Origin of the sequence: Pseudomonas sp. LAP_36, assembly GCF_019456785.1 — a bacterium.
In the GTDB taxonomy this organism is placed as follows: Bacteria; Pseudomonadota; Gammaproteobacteria; order Pseudomonadales; family Pseudomonadaceae; genus Aquipseudomonas; species Aquipseudomonas tritici.
On the sequence record NZ_JAHZMS010000001.1, the window covers coordinates 232,604 to 250,996 of the forward strand.

15 protein-coding genes, 1 pseudogene and 1 riboswitch are annotated in these 18,393 nt (G+C 60.7%); of the genes and pseudogenes, 9 read left to right on the forward strand and 7 right to left on the reverse strand.

Features of this window, described 5'->3' with window-relative positions; genetic code table 11:
• Positions 1-4: 4 nt before the first annotated feature.
• The gene (locus JBO08_RS01190) at positions 5-1,168 is read right to left on the reverse strand and encodes a 1-acyl-sn-glycerol-3-phosphate acyltransferase (RefSeq protein WP_175402970.1); all 1,164 of its coding nucleotides are present in this window, start codon (positions 1,166-1,168) and stop codon (positions 5-7) included.
• A 133-nt stretch (positions 1,169-1,301) separates the two neighbouring features.
• On the opposite strand from JBO08_RS01190, the gene JBO08_RS01195 reads away from it, so the two are divergent.
• The 3 genes from JBO08_RS01195 to JBO08_RS01205 are packed head-to-tail and all read left to right on the forward strand — an operon-like array spanning position 1,302 to position 2,413.
• A complete protein-coding gene (locus JBO08_RS01195; protein WP_065875072.1) occupies positions 1,302-1,484 on the forward strand; it encodes a CPXCG motif-containing cysteine-rich protein in 183 nt (60 codons plus the stop codon).
• Positions 1,485-1,495: 11 nt separating this feature from the next.
• A complete protein-coding gene (locus JBO08_RS01200) occupies positions 1,496-1,756 on the forward strand; it encodes a putative signal transducing protein (protein WP_065875071.1) in 261 nt (86 codons plus the stop codon).
• A 36-nt stretch (positions 1,757-1,792) separates the two neighbouring features.
• Positions 1,793-2,413, forward strand: coding sequence for an SOS response-associated peptidase (locus JBO08_RS01205; RefSeq protein ID WP_065875070.1), 621 nt, complete (start codon positions 1,793-1,795; stop codon positions 2,411-2,413).
• A gap of 56 nt (positions 2,414-2,469) precedes the next feature.
• Here JBO08_RS01205 and JBO08_RS28360 read toward each other — a convergent pair whose 3' ends face one another.
• Positions 2,470-3,312, reverse strand: a complete 843-nt coding sequence (locus tag JBO08_RS28360) for a methyl-accepting chemotaxis protein (protein ID WP_405045950.1) — start codon at positions 3,310-3,312, stop codon at positions 2,470-2,472.
• Between the two features lie 15 nt (positions 3,313-3,327).
• A pseudogene (locus tag JBO08_RS28365) lies at positions 3,328-4,671 on the reverse strand (HAMP domain-containing protein); the annotation flags it as partial.
• Positions 4,672-4,850: 179 nt separating this feature from the next.
• On the opposite strand from JBO08_RS28365, the gene JBO08_RS01215 reads away from it, so the two are divergent.
• Complete coding sequence (locus JBO08_RS01215; RefSeq protein ID WP_065879601.1) at positions 4,851-5,669, forward strand: M48 family metallopeptidase; 819 nt, start codon at positions 4,851-4,853, stop codon at positions 5,667-5,669.
• A 121-nt stretch (positions 5,670-5,790) separates the two neighbouring features.
• Here JBO08_RS01215 and JBO08_RS01220 read toward each other — a convergent pair whose 3' ends face one another.
• The 3 genes from JBO08_RS01220 to JBO08_RS01230 form a co-directional block, all read right to left on the reverse strand.
• Positions 5,791-6,375 (reverse strand): TMEM165/GDT1 family protein, encoded by a 585-nt coding sequence (locus tag JBO08_RS01220; protein WP_049709951.1) that lies wholly within the window; start codon positions 6,373-6,375, stop codon positions 5,791-5,793.
• A gap of 89 nt (positions 6,376-6,464) precedes the next feature.
• Positions 6,465-6,584: riboswitch (yybP-ykoY riboswitch) on the reverse strand.
• A 51-nt stretch (positions 6,585-6,635) separates the two neighbouring features.
• Positions 6,636-7,634, reverse strand: a complete 999-nt coding sequence (locus tag JBO08_RS01225; protein WP_220074591.1) for a class I SAM-dependent methyltransferase — start codon at positions 7,632-7,634, stop codon at positions 6,636-6,638.
• Positions 7,635-7,664: 30 nt separating this feature from the next.
• Positions 7,665-8,630: a 2-hydroxyacid dehydrogenase gene (locus tag JBO08_RS01230; RefSeq protein ID WP_065879599.1), complete on the reverse strand. Its 966-nt coding sequence runs from the start codon at positions 8,628-8,630 to the stop codon at positions 7,665-7,667.
• 85 nt (positions 8,631-8,715) lie between these two features.
• On the opposite strand from JBO08_RS01230, the gene JBO08_RS01235 reads away from it, so the two are divergent.
• From JBO08_RS01235 to JBO08_RS01255, 5 genes are all read left to right on the forward strand, one after another.
• Positions 8,716-9,348 carry a LysE family translocator gene (locus JBO08_RS01235; RefSeq protein WP_003188636.1) on the forward strand — a complete coding sequence of 211 codons (633 nt, stop codon included), beginning with the start codon at positions 8,716-8,718 and terminating at the stop codon, positions 9,346-9,348.
• A gap of 275 nt (positions 9,349-9,623) precedes the next feature.
• Positions 9,624-11,306, forward strand: coding sequence for a fatty acid--CoA ligase (locus tag JBO08_RS01240; RefSeq protein WP_065879598.1), 1,683 nt, complete (start codon positions 9,624-9,626; stop codon positions 11,304-11,306).
• 330 nt (positions 11,307-11,636) lie between these two features.
• Positions 11,637-13,496, forward strand: a complete 1,860-nt coding sequence (locus tag JBO08_RS01245) for a DUF1302 domain-containing protein (protein WP_065875064.1) — start codon at positions 11,637-11,639, stop codon at positions 13,494-13,496.
• A 28-nt stretch (positions 13,497-13,524) separates the two neighbouring features.
• A complete protein-coding gene (locus JBO08_RS01250; RefSeq protein ID WP_065875063.1) occupies positions 13,525-14,889 on the forward strand; it encodes a DUF1329 domain-containing protein in 1,365 nt (454 codons plus the stop codon).
• A 187-nt stretch (positions 14,890-15,076) separates the two neighbouring features.
• A complete protein-coding gene (locus JBO08_RS01255) occupies positions 15,077-17,806 on the forward strand; it encodes a LuxR C-terminal-related transcriptional regulator (RefSeq protein ID WP_065910590.1) in 2,730 nt (909 codons plus the stop codon).
• Positions 17,807-17,818: 12 nt separating this feature from the next.
• Here JBO08_RS01255 and JBO08_RS01260 read toward each other — a convergent pair whose 3' ends face one another.
• Complete coding sequence (locus tag JBO08_RS01260; RefSeq protein WP_065875061.1) at positions 17,819-18,379, reverse strand: membrane integrity-associated transporter subunit PqiC; 561 nt, start codon at positions 18,377-18,379, stop codon at positions 17,819-17,821.
• Between the last annotated feature and the right edge of the window lie 14 nt (positions 18,380-18,393).

Sequence of the window (18,393 nt, forward strand, 5' to 3'; positions counted from 1 at the left end):
AGCGTCAGAGCGGTATGCCGGCCTTGACCCGATACTGATTACGCACCGGCGTAGCGTATTGCACCACCAGGAACGGTCGGTGCTCGGCCGGGCACTCGTTCAAGCGCCGCTCCCATTCTGCCTTCGCCTTGGCCAGTTCGTCGGCCGGGAATACCTCGGCCGCCGTCGGCACCTGCAATTGCGGGTCGGCGTCGCTCCATTGGGCATACGCCAGGTAATGCACCGGGAACAGTCGGTAACCGCCGAGAATCTGCCGATCCATTTCCACCGCCAACAGTTTGGTATCTTCGAAACGCTCGGTGATCGGCGGCGCAAAGTTGATGTGCACCCGCCCCTTGTAGCCCGTGATGCCAAGGGCGATGCTCACGTCATCCTCGCCCGGCGCCTTGCTGTAGGTGCCGGTGGTGGCGCGGATGTACAGCTCGCGAGCCTTGGCGGTATCGCACGGGTCGTACTCGTAGCTGATCGACACCGGCGTCAGGTTCAACGACTGGATGACCTCGGCAAACGGCTCATCCTTGCGGCTGACGTGGAACATCTTGAGGATCGCCGATTCGGTGCGATCATCCCCATCCTTGGCGCGCCCTTCGGCCTGGGCAATCCAGATCGATTGGCAGTCGTTGCGGATCGAATGGTTGATGTAGGCTGACAGCAGGTTGAAGGCCGCCATCTTTTCCTTTCGCCCGGTGATCGAGCGGTGCACGATAAAGCTCTTGTTCAGTCGCATCAGGTCGCTGACAAACGGCTTTTGCAGCAGGTTGTCGCCGATGGCGATGCGCGGCGTCGGCAGGCCGGCGTGGTACACGGCGTAGTTGACGAAGGCCGGGTCCATCACGATATCGCGGTGGTTGGCGAGGAACAGGTAGGCGGTGCCGGACTTGAGCTGCTCGACGCCGGTGTAGGTCACGCCGTCGGTCGCGCGGTCAATGGTGTGGTCGACGTAGTACTCGACTTTGTCCTGCAAGGTCGCAACGGTGGTGACGCCGGCGAATTCACGGCGCAGTTTGCGGGCGATCATCGGCTTGAGCAGCCAGCCCAGGGCGCCGGCAAAGCGCGGGAAGCGGAAGTGGGTCAGGATGTCCAGAAAGGCCTTGTCACTGAACAGGCGTGCCAGCACTGCCGGGACTTCGCTGTCGTTGTAAGGTCGGATGGTATCGAATTCGCCCATCATGCTCTCTTGTTAGAAACGGCTAGGGTAAGTAAAGGAAATACCAGGGTGCGGCCTGAGTAATGGGCTCAGCCGAAATATAACCCTGTAAATAGACCGGCGATTATACGCACAAGTCACCTTGGAGGCTGCGATGCTGGAAACTGCGACGTACGATTGTCCTTATTGTGGTGAAGAGGTCGAGACAACGGTGGATTTGTCCGGCGGCGATCAGACGTATATAGAAGACTGTCAGGTGTGTTGCCGGCCAATCAGTTTCAATCTACAGGTGCATGGCGACGAGTGGATGCTCGAAACCCGTAGCGAAAACGAATAACAGGTACGCCCATGCAGCGAATCTACGAACCGGAAAACCTGATGGAAGGCGAGTTGCTGCAACAGATGCTCGCCAGCGAAGGTATCGAGGCCCACCTGGTGGGCCGCCATTTGCTCGGCGGCACCGGCGAACTGCCCATCTTCGGCTTGCTGGGCCTGGAGGTGGACAACGACCGGGCCGTGGATGCGCGTGAACTGATCACCGCCTACATCGGCGCGCAACCCCTGCCGGGTGATGAACCTGACAGCTTCCCCGGCGTTCTGGTCTGTTAGGCTGTCGGTCGGTTTACCCAAGAGTCATGTTGCCCCATGTGTGGACGTTATGCCCTGTTTCGCTGGAACCCCGCTTTTGCTGCCTTGCCGGGTTTCCCGGCCGACCAGCAGGCCCAGTGGAACATCTCCCCGAACGATTCGGTGCTGATCCAGCGCACCACCGACGGCCAGCTCACCCTGGCGCGGGCCCGCTGGGGCCTGACACCGCCCTGGCTGACCGACCTTTCGCGCACGCCGGCCCATGCCCGCGCCGAAACCCTGGCCGAACAACCGATGTTTCGCGAAGCGTTCCGCCTGCGCCGTTGCCTGCTGCCGGCCAATGGGTTCTACGAATGGCGCGGCACCCAGCGCAAACGTCCGTACTGGCTGACGCCAGGAGAGGGTTCCACCTTGTTTTTTGCCGCGATCTGGGAAGCGTATCCGGTGCAGGAACAGGTGTGGCTGAGCACGGCGGTGGTGACCCAGGCTGCGCAGAGCCAGCGTCGGCCGCTGATCCTGGATGCGGCGGGGCAGGCGGCCTGGCTCAATCCCGAAACACCGTTGCACGTGTTGCAAGGGCTATTGGCAAGTGAACCCACCGCGTTGCGCGAGCGGGTGCTGGCCAACATGGTCAATGATCCGAAGCTCAATGGGCCGGAGTGCTTGACCCCGGCGTGATCCCGTAAGGTGTGTATTGGCTTGCCTGCGATGGGGTCCTCAAGATCCCCGAAAGCTTAAACTTTGAACTGATTGATCAAGCGCCGCTGCTGCTCCGCCAGCTTGGTCAAATCCGCACTGGCCGCGCTGGATTCATCCGCGCCTCCCGCCACTTCATTGGCCACCTGGCCGATGTTGATCACGTTACGATTGATGTCCTCGGCTACCGCGCTCTGCTCTTCGGCCGCACTGGCGATCTGGGTGTTCATGTCGTTGATCACCGACACCGCCTGGGTGATGGTTTCCAGCGCTTCGGCCGCCTTCGCCGCGTGTTGCACGCTTTCATCGGTGCGGCTTTGGCTGTCCTCCATCACCCGTACCACGTCCCGCGTGCCTTGTTGCAACTGCTGGATCATGGTCTGGATTTCTTCAGTGGCTTTTTGAGTCTTCTGCGCCAGGTTGCGCACTTCGTCAGCGACGACGGCGAAACCCCGGCCTTGCTCGCCGGCACGCGCCGCCTCGATTGCAGCATTGAGCGCCAGTAGGTTGGTCTGCTCGGCGATACCGCGAATTGCCGTAAGGATGGCGTTGATGTTCTCGCTGTCCTTGGCGAGGGTTTGCACCACGCCCACGGCCTTGCCAATTTCTGCGGCCAACGCGCCAATCGAGGTGGATGTGTCGCGCACAATCCGCATGCCCTGGCTCGCGGCCTGATCGGCATGGCTGGCGGCTTGCGCGGCCTGGGTAGCGTTGCGCGCAACGTCTTGCGCAGTGGCGGTCATCTCATGCACGGCGGTGGCCACTTGGTCGATTTCCACCATTTGTTTATGCACGCCCTGGTTGGTGCGAATCGCAATATCAGCCGTGTGCTCCGACGAGTCACTGACCTTCTGCACTGAACTCACCACCTGGGTGATCATGCCTTGCAGCTTGATCAGGAAGGTGTTGAAGCCGTTGGCGATCGCGCCCAGTTCATCGGCGCGATCGCTGGTCAGGCGCCGCGTCAGGTCGCCTTCGCCCTGGGCGATGTCATTGAGCATGGCCACCATTTGCTTGAGCGGACGGGCGATGCCGTGGCCTACCAGCCAGATCACCAGCAAGCCGGCACCGGCGATCAATAGGCCGGCAATGGTCATGCCGAAGATATCGGTCTTGCGCTGGGCTTCCAGGTCACTTTGCAATTTCTGCGAGTCGGCCATCACTGCGCCCAGGGGCAACTGCATCATCAGGGTCCAGCGCGCGTCGGTCTGGCCGATGCTGAAGGGCAGGAACAGCTCGATATGCCCGTGTTCCCGGTCGATGTCGTAGCGCACTTCACCGGTTTTGAGTTGGCCGAGGTTGGCCAGTTCGTTGCCGTCGAGCAAGTCGCTGGCTTTTTCACCGAGCTTGCTGGCGTCCTTGGTATAGGCCACAAGGCGTCCGTTACTGGAGATCAGCGCCAGTTCACCGGCACCGTCGTAGAGTTTCTGATCGGCGCTGGTGAGCATGTCCTGGATGAAATTGACCGAGAGATCGGCACCGACGATGCCCTGGAAGGTGCCGTCGATCAGGATCGGCTCGATAAAAGAAGCCAGCATCACCATCGCATTGCCCACCTTGTAAGGGGCCGGGTCGATGACACAGGCTTTTTTGCTTTCCCTGGAGCACAGGTAGTACTCGCTGGCACGCACCCCGGTGGAGAGGATTTTCTGGTCGGCCACGTCGGCGAGTTTATCCAGGCCCAGGCTGCCATCCGCGTTGCGGTACCACCACGGTAGGAAACGTCCGTCGGCACCCATGCCAAGAATGGAGCTGTTCACGTAGGCCGTGTCGTTGTGATCAATGGCATTGGGCTCCCAGCCAATGTAGGCACCGAGGATCTTCGGGTTGCGCACCACGGTTTCATGCAGCAGGTTGATCAATTGTTCGCGGCCGACCTGCAGGGCAGGTTCGCCCTTGGCGTCTTTCATGCCGAGCAGGGCGTTGGCGGTGGCCAGGCTCTTGGCGGTCACCAGCGGGGCTTCCAGCTCACGCTGGATCAACGTGGCCTGGGTGTGCGCCAGGGCGGTGAGGCGTTGCTCGACAATCTGCTCGAACTGAGCCTGGGTGCGCTCCTGCACCATCGCCTGGGTTCGCGCGCCGGCAAACAAGGCGTAAAGCACCAGCACAGCGACCACACTCAGAACAATAGCGCCAGCCAGTGCCGCGACAGAAAACTGAATCGACTTGAATTTCATGAGAACTCCGGGCACAGAGGGGAGGGTCCGCCTTTTTGTATCGGCCACGGCCGCGGTGGGCATGAGCGTTTTTCCGACAAAAATGTCAGGGGTGTCGCGAATGGAATGCCCGCCGCCGTTGATGGGATAGGTGAGATGTATCCGAAAATCGTGAGTTACACGTCTGCTGTATCTGGCGCAGATACAAATGTGCGCCTACGATACGCGCCATATTTCAGGGCGTATTTTCAGGGAGAGTGTTCATGAAGAAGTCATTGGTTATAAGTGGTTTGGTTGCAGCGATGCTGCTGGCCGGGTGTCAGTCGGTCAATACCACCAGCGGCGGCGCCGTTGGAGTGGAGCGCAAGCAGTACATGTTCAGCATGCTGTCGAGCCAGGAAGTCGACCAGATGTATGCCCAGTCCTACCAGCAGACGTTGGGCGAAGCCAGCAGCAAAGGCCAGTTGGACAAGACCAGTGCCAACGCCAAGCGCGTGCAGGCCATTGCCAAGCGTTTGATTGCCCAGGCGCCGACCTTCCGCCCCGATGCTGCGCAGTGGAAGTGGGAAGTGAACCTGATCAAGAGCGACGAGATGAACGCCAACTGTGGGCCTGGCGGCAAGATCTTCGTGTACAGCGCGTTGATCGATAACCTCAAGCTCACGGATGACGAACTGGCCGCCGTGATGGGCCATGAAATCGCCCACGCCTTGCGTGAGCATGGCCGCGAAGCCATGTCCAAGGCCTACGGGATCGAGATGGCCAAGCAGGGCGCCGGTGCGTTGTTCGGCCTCGGCCAGGACAGCCTGGCACTGGCCGATACGGTGGCCAACTACGGCATGACCTTGCCCAACAGCCGCAGCAATGAAAACGAAGCGGACTTGATCGGCCTGGAACTGTCGGCCCGCGCCGGCTACAACCCGAACGCGGCCATCACGCTGTGGAACAAAATGGCCAAGGCTTCGGAAGGCGCACCGCCGGAGTTCATGAGTACTCACCCGGCTTCCGACAGCCGGATTGCCTCGTTGCAGGCGGCGATTCCGAAGGTGATGCCGCTTTACCAGCAGGCCAAAAAATCCTGAGTTAACGCAGATCAATGTGGGAGCCGGGCTTGCCCGCGATGCAGGCAACTCGGTCTCTCAGCTGCACCGGGTTGATGCCATCGCAGGCAAGCCAGCTCCCACAGAGATCGGGTTTGCAGCCTTAGATCCAGCCGCTGCTTTGCATGGCCTTGTACACCGCCACGATAGCCAGGATGAAAAACGCCGTAGCTGCCAACCGGCGAATCAAGGTCAACGGCAGTTTCTCCGCCGCAAAATTACCCGCCAATACCACCGGCACGTTGGCAATCAGCATGCCCACGGTCGTCCCGATAATCACCAGCCAGAGTTCCGGATACTGCGCCGCCAGCATGACCGTGGCGATCTGCGTCTTGTCACCGATTTCGGCGAGGAAGAACGCAATCAGCGTGGTCAGGAACGGTCCGAATTTGCGCGTGGTGCTGGCTTCGTCATCGTCGAGTTTGTCCGGCACCAGGGTCCACAAGGCCGTGGCGCAGAAGCTTGCCGCCAGGATCCAGTGCAATACCGCGTCGGAGAAGAAGCTCCCGAACCAGGCGCCAACGGCACCGGCGGCCGCGTGGTTGGCCAGGGTCGCGGCAACAATGCCGGCGATGATCGGCCAGGGCTTGCGAAAGCGAGCAGCAAGGATGAGCGCGAGCAGTTGCGTCTTGTCGCCGATTTCGGCCAAGGCAACGATTGCGGTAGGAACGAGTAATGAATCCAGCATCAGGTAGGTTTCCAGGGGCGGGTCGACACGGCTATGACACGTACAGCCTTCCCGCCCCGGGTAAGGTGTGCGTGTCATAGGTCTTGTCAAACCCCGGTCCGTCTGTGCGGACTCCTGGGTCGCATACGCCATGGTCTGTTGACCAAGTATGTTGACGTATGCCGGACGAGCGTGGCGCTCGTGGGAGACTACTCCCCTAGGACGGAGCGGATTCTGCCTAGGCAAATTCCATTCGGCAAGCCTTCTTTTTCAAACGCCCGTCAGCCGCGCTTGGCACGGTAGATGCGAAAACCATTGCCTTCAGCCTTGACCGCACAAATACCCAGATGCTCTTCAATCAAGGGTTGGTACTTGAGGAAACTGTTTGCGACTACGCGAAGTTCGCCGCCTTTTGCCAAATGTTTGCCGGCTTTTCGCAGCAGGTTTTCTGTGGCGAAGTAATCGGTGTGCACGCCGACATGGAACGGCGGGTTGGTCAGAATCGCGTTCAAACCCATCGGCGCTGCGTCAATGCCATCACCGGTCAGCACCTCGGCTTCCAGGCCGTTGGCGGCCAGAGTAAGACGGCTGCTGGCGGCGGCAAACGCGTCCACGTCGAGCATCGTAACGGTGTTGTGTGGGTAGCGGCGTTTTACCGCAGCACCCAGCACACCTGCACCGCAACCGAAGTCCAGCAGATGGCCGCTCGGCAGTTTATCCAGGTGCTCCAGCAACAGCTCGGTACCGCGATCCAGGCGACCATGGCTGAACACACCGGGCAAGCTCACCACCTTGAGTGGCCCCTCAGCCAAAGGCACATCGAACACCTGAGCCAGGCTCTCCAGCTCGACCGCTTGCGGGGCATTGGCCACGGTGACTTGCCACAGTTGGCAATGCCGCGCGTTGTCGAGCTTGCGCGGTTTGCCGAAGGGGATCATCTGCTTGGCGGCGCTCTCGATACCGCCTTTTTTCTCCCCTACCAGATACACCTCAGCGCCGGGCAAGCGCGCGGCTACGGCGTTGAGCAGGTAGTCGGTGAGGTCCTTGGACTTGGGCAGGAAGATGACCGCCGCCTCGAATTCGCGCTCTGGCACATTCACGCCAAATTGGCTGCGCTCGGGGAAGCGTGCGTCCAGCGCGGCCTGGTCGCCGGCATGCCAGCACCAGCCGCGCGCGTTGGGCAGGCGACCGAGCAGGTCGTCGGCGGGCAAACCTACCAACAGCAGGTTGCCTTGAAAAAGTTCGGCCTGACGAAGCAGTACTTCACTGCGCGGATCCATGGTCTGCTCCTTGAAAAGGGGCGCAGTTTATCAACTCACGACGCGCAGCGGGGCGCCGCTGAAAAAGCCCCGGGCGTTTTCCGCCAACTGACCAACAATGCGCTGGCGCGCCTCGCGACTGCCCCAGGCATTGTGCGGGGTGACGATCAGCCGGGGGATATCGCCGGCCAGCAGCGGGTTGCCGTTCACCGGCGGCTCAACGCTCAGCACATCGGTCGCCGCGCCGCCCAGGTGGCCGTTGCGCAATGCATCGGCCAGGGCTTGCTCGTTGATCAATCCGCCGCGCGCGGTGTTGACCACAAACGCGCCGGGCTTGAGCAGCGCCAATTCGCGGGCGCCGATAAAGTCGCGGGTGTGGTCGTTGAGCGGGCAGTGCAAGGTGAGCGCGTCAACCTGCGCCAACAGTTCATCCAGCGGCACGCGATCAGCGCGGGCAGGGCGGCCCGGAATGGCGCCCAGTAACACGCGCATGCCAAAGGCTTCAGCCAGGCGCGCGACTGCGCTGCCCAATTCGCCGTGGCCGAGCAAACCAAGGGTTTTACCTTCCAGCTCGACAATCGGATGGTCCAGCAGGCAGAACTGTTTGGCTTCCTGCCACTTGCCGGCGCGCACATCCCGTTGATAATCCTTCAAGCGCGTCGCCAGGTTGAGCAACAACATGATCGTGTGCTGCGCCACCGACGGCGTGCCGTAGCCCTGGCAGTTGCTCACGGTAATGCCACGGGCACGGGCGGCTTCGAGGTCAACGTTGTTGGTGCCGGTGGCAGACACCAGGATCAGCTTGAGCGCCGGGCAGGCCGCCAGGGTTTCGCTGTTGAGGGCGATCTTGTTGCTGATCGCAACCTGGGCGCCTTGCAGGTGTTCGATCACGTTCAGCGGCGTGGTGTCGCTGAACAAGTGCAGGTCGCTGAAGCTGTTGCGCAGTTCGCTGAGGTCGAGGTCCCCCAAGTCCAGGGACGGGTGATCAAGGAAGACGGCGCGGCGATTGTTCGTCATCAACTGTACCTTTGTGCGACAGGGTTCGAAGGCGTAATCTGCCGAGCCTATCAGATGAAATAATCAGTTACTTAATGGAGTGCGTATGTACGTCGCCGAGTTTTTGACCGTAGCGCTGATTCACTTATTGGCGGTGGCCAGCCCCGGCCCGGATTTCGCGGTGGTGGTGCGTGAAAGTGTGACCCACGGCCGCCGTGCAGGGACCTGGACCGCGTTGGGCGTGGGGTCGGCTATTTTCCTGCACGTGGGGTATTCGTTGCTCGGTATCGGCTTGATCGTCTCCCAGTCCATCGTGCTGTTCAACGCGCTGAAATGGGCGGCGGCGGCCTACCTGCTGTACATCGGCTTCAAGGCTTTGCGCGCGCAGCCGGCCAAGCCTGCGGCCGAGGGTGAGTTGCATCGCGAAGCGGGCGAACGCACGCCCCGTGGCGCGTTTACCGCAGGTTTTGTGACCAATGGCTTGAACCCCAAGGCCACGTTGTTCTTCTTGTCGTTGTTCACCGTGGTGATCAACCCGCACACGCCACTGGCGGTCCAGGCCGGTTACGGCGTGTACCTGGCGGTGGCCACGGCGCTGTGGTTCTGCCTGGTGGCGATGCTGTTCAGCCAGCAACGCGTGCGCGCCGGGTTTGCGCGGATGGGACATTGGTTCGATCGGACCATGGGTGCGGTGTTGATTGCGATTGGGGTGAAGCTGGCGTTTACCAGCATGAAGTAAGGCTGGATAAGTAAGACCGAATGCAAGTGGGCACGGTCCATGTGTGAGCCGGGCTTGCCCGCGATGCAGGCGCCTCGGTATTTCCGATGTACCGAGGCGTTGCTATCGCAGGCAAGCCAGCTCCCACCTTGGAGCGCTGCATGTCCCCGATGCTGGCGCAAAGCTAGCATTCATTGGGCGCTGCAAATCATTCCTTTGGCTGATTTGGCTGAAACATAAGGTCTCTAAAGTGCAGGTCTTCAAGCCAAGACCGTGCAGTCATAAAAGGGATTCGTATGTTGCAGACCCGTGTCATTCCGCCCGCCGAAGGTGCGTACCAATACCCGCTGCTGATCAAGCGCCTGCTGATGTCCGGGACCCGTTACGAGAAAACCCGGGAAATCGTCTACCGCGATAAATTGCGCTACACCTATCCAACCCTGATCGAACGGGTCGCGCGCCTGGCCAATGTGCTGACAGAAGCCGGGGTCAAGGCCGGTGACACGGTGGCGGTGATGGACTGGGACAGCCATCGCTACCTGGAATGTATGTTCGCCATTCCGATGATTGGTGCGGTGATCCACACCATCAACGTGCGCCTGTCGCCGGAACAGATCCTGTACACCATGAACCATGCCGAGGACCGCTTCGTGCTGGTCAACAGCGAGTTCGTGGGTCTCTACCAGGCCATTGCCGGGCAACTCACTACCGTTGACAAGACGTTGTTGCTCACCGATGGCGAGGCCAAGACCGCCGAGCTGCCAAACCTGGTAGGCGAGTACGAAACCCTGCTGGCCGCTGCCAGCCCGAAGTACGACTTCCAGGACTTCGACGAACACTCCGTCGCCACCACCTTCTACACCACTGGCACCACCGGCAACCCCAAGGGCGTGTACTTCACTCATCGCCAATTGGTGCTGCACACCATTGGCGTGGCGACCATCATGGGCAGTGTCGACAGCGTGCGCCTGCTCGGCACCAATGACGTGTACATGCCGATCACGCCGATGTTCCACGTGCACGCCTGGGGCCTGCCGTACGTGGCGACCATGCTCGGTTTGAAGCAGGTCTACCCCGGCCGCTACGACCCGGAATACCTGGTGGAGCTGTGGCGCAAGGAAAAGGTCACTTTCTCCCATTGCGTGCCGACCATCCTGCAAATGGTGCTCAATGCAAAAGCCGCCCAGGACGTGGATTTTGGCGGTTGGAAAATCGTCATTGGCGGCAGCGCGCTCAACCGCACCCTGTATGAAGCATCCAAGGCCCGTGGCATTCAACTGACCGCAGCCTATGGCATGTCTGAGACCGGGCCGCTGGTGTCCTGCGCGCACCTCAACGAAGAGCTGATGGCGGGCACCGAGGATGAGCGCACCACCTACCGCATCAAGGCCGGCGTGCCAGGGCCCTTGGTGGAAGCCGCGATCATCGACAGCGACGGCCATTTCCTGCCCGCCGACGGTGAGTCCCAGGGCGAACTGGTATTGCGTGCACCGTGGCTGACCGAAGGTTATTACAACGAGCCGCAGAAGGGCGCCGAGCTGTGGGCGGGCGGCTGGATGCACACCGGCGACGTGGCGACGCTGGATGCCTTTGGCGTGATCGATATTCGCGACCGCATCAAGGATGTGATCAAGACCGGCGGCGAGTGGATCTCTTCCCTGGCCCTCGAAGACCTGGTCAGCCGTCACCCGGCGGTACGCGAAGTAGCGGTGGTGGGCATCGCCGACCCGCAGTGGGGGGAACGCCCGTTTGCGTTGTTGGTGGTGCATGATGGCCATGTGATAGGGGCCCGCGAGCTCAAGGAACACCTCAAGCCGTTCGTGGAGCTGGGCCACTTGAGCAAGTGGGCGATTCCAAGCCAGATCGCTGTTGTTACTGAAATTCCCAAGACCAGCGTCGGCAAGCTCGACAAAAAACGTATCCGCATTGACATCATCGAATGGCAGGCCAACAACAGCACGTTCCTGTCCACCCTCTGAGCTGATTCGCCGTGCCCTTGTTGCACGGCGATGCTCTATCTCGCGCCTTCACTTGTGATTTGCCAATTTTCAGCCATCCTTCCCGCGTCGGCCTTCGTCGACGTGGCGAAAGGGTCGTGGCAGACGGGTTGCTGATGCAAATCACACTTTAGAGGGATCAAGCACTACCCCCTGCTGGCTATAGTCCCTTCCAGAGTTTTTCAAGGATGCGGTGCTGCGGACCATGGAGGTTCAGTTGCAGTCCGGCATTGGAATCGTTGTATTCCGGCCGTTACAAGCATCACAGAACGAACTCACTGCCATAACAATAATGCACATGGAGTAGCGTCGATGACCTCAGTAAACCAGTTCTGGCGCCGGGCTAAATTGCCCCTGGCCGTCAGTCTCGCCTCTACGCTCGCCGGGCCCGCATTCGGCGTCAGTTTCAATATCGGTGAAATCGAAGGGAGTTTTGACTCGTCTCTTTCCGTGGGGGCGAGCTGGTCGACGGCCAAGCCCAATCAGGATCTGATCGGTGTTAACAACGGTGGCAATGGCCTGTCCCAGACGTCCGATGACGGCCACCTGAACTTCAAGCGTGGCGAGACGTTCTCGAAAATCTTCAAGGGCATCCATGATCTAGAGCTGAAATACGGCGACACCGGCGTATTTGTGCGTGGCAAGTACTGGTATGACTTCGAACTCCAGGACGAGAGTCGCGAGTTCAAGGACATCAGCAACAGCAATCGCAAAGAGGGCGCCAAGTCCTCCGGCGGGCAAATTCTCGATGCTTTCGTTTACCACAACTACTCGATTGCTGATCAGCCCGGCAGCGTGCGGCTCGGTAAGCAAGTGGTGAGCTGGGGTGAAAGTACCTTCATCGGTGGGGGCATCAACTCCATCAACCCGATCGACGTGTCTGCGTTCCGTCGTCCGGGGGCTGAGGTCAAGGAAGGCTTGATTCCGGTCAACATGTTCTATGTGTCGCAGACGCTGACCGATAACTTGTCGGCGGAAGCGTTCTATCAGTTGGAATGGGACCAGACGGTTACCGATAACTGCGGGACATTCTTCTCTCAGCCGGACGTCATCTCTGATGGTTGCGACAACAACCTACGGGTGTTGAACAAGCGCTCTCGCATCTCGCCTCTTGCTTATCCAACCCTCAATACTTTGGGTGTTGATGTGAACGAAGAGGGCGTATTGGTGCGCCGTGGTCCTGACCGTGATGCTCGCGACAGCGGTCAGTTTGGCGTTGCCATGCACTACAACTTCGAGCCGTTGGACACCGAGTTCGGCGCTTACTTCATGAACTATCACAGCCGTGCGCCGATTTTCAGTGCACAAGGTGCGCCAGCGTCAGCGTACAACCGTCCTCTGGGTGGGCTGGCGGCGCTACGCCCGGTGATTGTGGCGGGTAGCTCCAACTACTTCGTCGAATACCCGGAAGACATCCGTCTTTACGGCTTGAGCTTTTCCACCACGCTGCCTACCGGTACCGCATGGAGCGGTGAGTTGAGCTACCGGCCAAACGCACCGGTGCAACTGAGCACCACCGACATACTCTATGCGGGCGTCACGCCTATTACCGGCTTTGGCAACGCTTCGGTGCTCAAAGGCTCGCCTGGTCAAGACCTGCATGGTTACAACCGCAAGGAAGTCACGCAGTTCCAGACCACATTCACGCACTTCTTTGATCAGGTGATGGGCGCGAGCCGCTTGACCACGGTGGGCGAGATTGGGGTGACTCACGTGGGCGGCCTGGAGAGCAAATCAGAGGCTCGTTATGGCCGCGACCCGGTATTTGGTCCAGGTACGTTGCCCGGTGGTTTCTGCAATACGCTCAATAACTCGACCGCCGTAGGTGCCGGCCTGGGTAATGCCAATGGGCTGAATACCAACTGCAACAACGATGGCTTTACCACGGCCACTTCCTGGGGCTACCGCGCTCGGGCAATCTGGGAATACCCGGATGTCTTCGCCGGCGTCAACCTTAAGCCAAACGTGGCGTGGTCCCATGACGTCAAGGGTTACTCCCCTGGTCCTGGCGCTAACTTCGAAGAAGGTCGCAAGGCTGTCAGCCTGGGTCTGGACGCCGAGTACCAGAACACCTACACCGCCAGCCTGAACTACACGAACTTCTTCGGCGGCGATTTCAGCACAGTGAATGACCGCGACTTTGTCGCTTTGAGCTTCGGCGCGAACTTCTAAGCACACTGCATTTCAGGAAGACCAGAACATGAAAATAACCAAAAGTCTGTTGCACGTGGGTGTGCTTGGGCTGTCGATCCTGGCGAGCAACGTCATGGCGGCAGTGTCGGCGGATGAAGCCGCCAAGCTGGGCACGAGTCTGACCCCGATGGGCGCCGAGATGGCCGGTAACGCTGCAGGCACCATTCCTAAGTGGTCGCCGCTGCCTACCAACGCCGGTGCCGTCGACGCCCGTGGGTTCCTGGCCAACCCTTACGCGAGTGAACAACCGCAATTCACCATCACCGCGCAAAACGTCGAGCAGTACAAAGACAAGCTGGCGCCGGGTCAGTACGCGATGTTCAAGCGCTACCCCGAGACCTTCAAGATGCCGGTCTACCCGACCCATCGCGGCGCTACCGTGCCGGCTGATGTGTTCGCCGCTATCAAGAAGAACGCCACCACCACCAACCTGGTGTCCGGCGGCAACGGCCTGGAAAACTTCGAAACCGCCGTGCCGTTCCCGATTCCAAAAAGCGGCGTTGAAGTCATCTGGAACCACATCACCCGTTATCGCGGTGGCAGCGTGACCCGCCTGGTAACCCAGGCTACGCCACAAACCAACGGTTCCTACAGCCTGGTGTACTTCCGCGACCAGTTTGTGTTCCGTGACAAGATGAAAGACTTCGACCCGAAAAACCCGGGCAACGTGCTGTTCTACTTCAAGCAGCAAGTGACCGCGCCGGCCCGTCTGGCCGGTGGTGTGCTGCTGGTGCACGAAACCCTGGACCAGGTGAAGGAGCCTCGTTCGGCCTGGGTCTACAACGCCGGCCAGCGCCGTGTGCGCCGGGCGCCGCAAGTGTCCTATGACGGCCCAGGTACCGCCGCTGACGGCCTGCGTACCTCCGACAACCTCGACATGTACAACGGCGCACCGGACCGCTACGACTGGAAGTTGGAAGGCAAGAAAGAAATCTACATCGCCTCCAACAGCTACAAGATCGACGATCCGAAGCTCAAGTACGCCGACATCATCAAGGCCGGCCACATCAACCAGGACCTGGCTCGCTACGAGCTGCGCCGCGTCTGGCATGTAGTCGCCACCTTGAAAGAAGGTCAGCGCCACATCTACGCCAAACGTGATTTCTTCATCGACGAAGACACCTGGCAAGCAGCGGTCATCGACCACTACGACGGCCGTGGCCAACTGTGGCGCGTGGCTGAAGCGCATGCCGAGAACTACTACGACAAGCAAGTGCCGTGGTACGCCCTGGAAACCCTCTACGACCTGCAGTCCGGCCGCTACCTTGCACTGGGCATGAAGAACGAAGAGAAACAGGCGTATGACTTCGGTTTCACCGCCACCACCAGCGACTTCACCCCAGCGGCCCTGCGCCAGGATGGCGTGCGCTAAGCTGAGTTAACCGAGGCCGCATCCTCGGAAAAAAGCCCCGACCCGTTCGGGGCTTTTTTATGTGGCGAATTTTTTTGTCGCAGTTCTTTTTCAGACAAATGTTGCAAAGATCTACAAACCTGCTGCTTTTACCGCTAGTCTGCGGACATCTGCAATGCCGACAACAGCCTTCTACAAGAGCCCGGCGATGACTGATTTGTCCCGAATCCAAGGGCCTGCCAGTGCGGTAATTCCCACCCTGGAAGGTCGCTTCTACAGGCCACCGCTGCCTGACGGCTACGTGCTGCGTCCGCGCCTGTGCGAACGCCTGAGTGCTGGCCTGCAAGGGCGGCTGCTGCTGGTCAGTGCACCGGCAGGGTTCGGCAAGAGTTCGTTGGCGGTGGAGTTCTGCCAGAGCCTGCCGGCCCATTGGCAAAGCCTGTGGCTGGGCCTGAGCCCACGGGATAACGACCCCGGCCGTTTCCTTGAGCGCCTGCTCGACGGTTTACAGCAATTTTTCCCGCAACTCGGCGCCCAATCCCTGGGCCTGCTGAAAATGCGCCAGCGTCACCAACCCTTTGCCTTTGAAGAATGGCTGGACGGACTGCTCGATGAGCTGACCGTGCACCTGTCCCCGCGCGCGCCGTTGTTATTGGTATTGGATGACTACCATCTGGCCCAGGGGCCGGTGCTCGACCGGTGCCTGCAGTTTTTCCTCAACCATTTGCCCGATGGCCTGGTGGTGCTGGTCACCAGCCGTCAGCGCCCGGACTGGCATCTGGCGCGGCTGCGTTTATCGCGCCACCTGCTGGAGTTGCACGAACAGGATTTGCGCCTGACGCACAGCGAATCCCTGGCGGTGCTGGATCGCCACAGCAGTTCCTTGCGCGGCGAAGCCCTCGACAACCTGATCCGCCGCAGCGAAGGCTGGGTTGCCGGGCTGCGTTTCTGGTTGCTCGCCGCCTCCGAGGCCGGCAACGACGGGGCATTGCCGCAGAGCTTGCACGGCGGCGAAGGGCTGATCGGCGATTATTTGCTTGAAGAGGTGATCGACTGCCTGCCCGCCGAAGTGCAGGCGTTTTTGTACGACACAGCCCCTCAGGATCGGTTTTGCAGCGAACTCTGCGACGCGGTGCGCGAAGCCCATGACAGCGCTGAAATCCTGCGTTACCTGCAAGCCCACCAAGTGTTCCTGGTGCCTCTGGACGAGCAGGGCCACTGGTACCGTTATCACCATTTGTTTTCAGACCTGCTGCGCACCCGCCGCGCCAGCAGCAATGTGCTGCCGCCGGCCAGCCTGTACCTGCGCGCGTGCCGCTGGTTCAATGCCCAGGGCTTGATCGATGAGGCCGTGGAGCAAGCGTTGCGCGCCGGCCATCTGGATGTCGCCGCCAACCTGGTTCAGAACCTGTCCGAGGAGCAACTGCTGGCCGAGCAGAACGTGGGCATGCTGCTGCGTTGGAAAATGGACTTGCCCGACAGCTTGCTGATCAGTACGCCGCGCCTGATTGTTCTCTACAGCTGGGCCTTGGGCCTGGCCTGCCAGTTGGATGCGGCGGAAGAATTATCCAGCTACCTCAGCCGCTTCCTGCCAGCACCGTCGGCCACGGCGCAAAAATCGATGCTGGCACAGTGGCTGGCGCTGAGCGGGATCATCGCCCGGGGCCGGGGCGATCGCGAGCTGACCCAGCGCTATTGCAGCGAGGCGCTGGAAAGCCTGCCGCAACGGCGTTACGGCCAGCGGTTGATGTGCCTGTCGACCCTTTCCAACCTGGCCATTGTCGATGCCGACCTGTGGCGTGCGCGTGGCTTGAATCGCGAATCCCTGGAGTTGGCGCAGCGCGTCGGCAACCCATTGTTCGAGGCCCTGGCCCATTACGACCGTGCGCGTGTGTTGCAGGCCCGCGGTGAAATCCTGCGTTCCCTGGATGAAGTGCATCAGGGCCTGCAACGCCTGCAGGGCTTAGCGCCGCAGCGGTTGTACGCGGTGCGCGCGCGGTTGTCACTCTACGAAGGTTTTTTGCTGCTGGTGCGGCTACAACCCGAAGCCGGACTCGCCCGCTTACGCGCCGGGCTCGTCGAAGCCCGTGCCTGCCGCGACATCAGTGTGTTGATCGGGCATTGCGTGATCGCCAATTTCGAAGGCCGCCGTGGTGACTTCGGCAAAGCCTTTGCTGAACTCGCCGAGGCCGAGCGCCTGATGCATATCTGGGACGTGCCGCCGATCTACTACCTGGCAATGATCACCCTGATCAAATGCGAACTGTGGCTGGCCCAGGGCCGTACAGATCTGGCCGACGCCTGGCTGACCCGCCTGGGGCAGACCTACAACGGTGAGCAGGCCGCCGCCGCGCCGGAATTTCACCCGCACCTGCCACAACATATCGAGCTTCAACAAGCGGCGCTGGATGCCACTCGCCATCAACCTGTTGCCGCATTGCAACGGCTTGAAGCGTTGGCGCAGCAGGCGCACAACAGCGGCCGCCAGATGATTGCCCTGATGGCGCTGACGCAGCAGGCCCAGTTGCTCTTGGAAAGTGGCCAGGAAGCCAAGGCGCGCGCGGTTCTGGTCCAGGCCCTTGAGGCCGGCGCCGGGGGCGCGCTGCAACCTTTCCAGCGCTTGTTGGAAGGGCACCCTGGCTGGATGCGCGAGCAATTGGGCAAGGATGCGCATGGCCTGCTGAACCAGAGTTTGCTGGTGCTTCTGCCGACGGTGGTGACACCCGAGGTAGCGCCGGCTCACGAAACCTTGAGCGCGCGTGAGTTGGCAGTGCTGAAACTGATTGCCCAAGGCTGCTCGAACCAGGAAATCAGTAACCAGCTGTTCATCTCACTGCACACCGTGAAGACCCACGCCAGCCACATCAACAGCAAGTTAGGGGTGGAGCGGCGGACCCAGGCGGTGGCCCGTGCCAAGGCAATGGGACTGCTGGCGTAGACCCTCCGAAGTCTATGGCGCGCTTGGGCACTGGTTGGACGGCCTGTCGACTGCCTGGCGAATCTGCGCCGCGAAGCGTTTGAGATTGTTCTGGTGGGCGAGCACCAAGTCGTCAATGCTCGCGCCGGCCGGCGACTGCAAGGTGGTGCGGCAGGTCAGCGGCACGCGATCACTGCCGCTGGCCGGCCGCAGACGCCATTTGACGTCGAGCAGTGCGTACTGGCCGGGCACGGAGTCAAAGCGCTGCACCTCAAGGCGCAACAGCATGGGTTGTCGAGGGTTGCTGTTAGCCAATTGGTCCACCAGCGCGCTCCTCAACTCATCCACCAGGCTGGCAGCCCACCACTGGGTGTCCAGGATCGCGACGCCGCTGTTGCCTTGGCGAACCACAATCTGCGGGCGGTCGACTTGTGGTGGCACACTGATACTTTCGATTTTTATCCCACCCGCGTCGGCCCCGGTGGTGTTGCTCCACTGCGCCGGGGTCAGGGTATGAAAAGTAATCGGTGTACTGCTGCATGCCCCCAGCGCGAGCAATGCGCTGAGCAGGGTGATTTTCAACGGTAACGTCATGGCGCTTGCTCCAC

What these genes read in the sequence shown, in the direction of transcription:
- JBO08_RS01195 (WP_065875072.1), top strand. Translation starts at nt 1,302, where the DNA reads ATGCTGGAAACTGCGACGTACGATTGTCCTTATTGTGGTGAAGAGGTC.
- JBO08_RS01225 (WP_220074591.1), bottom strand. Translation starts at nt 7,634, where the DNA reads ATGGATCCGCGCAGTGAAGTACTGCTTCGTCAGGCCGAACTTTTTCAA.
- JBO08_RS01200 (WP_065875071.1), top strand. Translation starts at nt 1,496, where the DNA reads ATGCAGCGAATCTACGAACCGGAAAACCTGATGGAAGGCGAGTTGCTG.
- JBO08_RS01235 (WP_003188636.1), top strand. Translation starts at nt 8,716, where the DNA reads ATGTACGTCGCCGAGTTTTTGACCGTAGCGCTGATTCACTTATTGGCG.
- JBO08_RS01190 (WP_175402970.1), bottom strand. Translation starts at nt 1,168, where the DNA reads ATGGGCGAATTCGATACCATCCGACCTTACAACGACAGCGAAGTCCCG.
- JBO08_RS01255 (WP_065910590.1), top strand. Translation starts at nt 15,077, where the DNA reads ATGACTGATTTGTCCCGAATCCAAGGGCCTGCCAGTGCGGTAATTCCC.
- JBO08_RS01220 (WP_049709951.1), bottom strand. Translation starts at nt 6,375, where the DNA reads ATGCTGGATTCATTACTCGTTCCTACCGCAATCGTTGCCTTGGCCGAA.
- JBO08_RS01260 (WP_065875061.1), bottom strand. Translation starts at nt 18,379, where the DNA reads ATGACGTTACCGTTGAAAATCACCCTGCTCAGCGCATTGCTCGCGCTG.
- JBO08_RS01240 (WP_065879598.1), top strand. Translation starts at nt 9,624, where the DNA reads ATGTTGCAGACCCGTGTCATTCCGCCCGCCGAAGGTGCGTACCAATAC.
- JBO08_RS01245 (WP_065875064.1), top strand. Translation starts at nt 11,637, where the DNA reads ATGACCTCAGTAAACCAGTTCTGGCGCCGGGCTAAATTGCCCCTGGCC.
- JBO08_RS01250 (WP_065875063.1), top strand. Translation starts at nt 13,525, where the DNA reads ATGAAAATAACCAAAAGTCTGTTGCACGTGGGTGTGCTTGGGCTGTCG.
- JBO08_RS01230 (WP_065879599.1), bottom strand. Translation starts at nt 8,630, where the DNA reads ATGACGAACAATCGCCGCGCCGTCTTCCTTGATCACCCGTCCCTGGAC.
- JBO08_RS01205 (WP_065875070.1), top strand. Translation starts at nt 1,793, where the DNA reads ATGTGTGGACGTTATGCCCTGTTTCGCTGGAACCCCGCTTTTGCTGCC.
- JBO08_RS01215 (WP_065879601.1), top strand. Translation starts at nt 4,851, where the DNA reads ATGAAGAAGTCATTGGTTATAAGTGGTTTGGTTGCAGCGATGCTGCTG.
- JBO08_RS28360 (WP_405045950.1), bottom strand. Translation starts at nt 3,312, where the DNA reads ATGATCACCCAGGTGGTGAGTTCAGTGCAGAAGGTCAGTGACTCGTCG.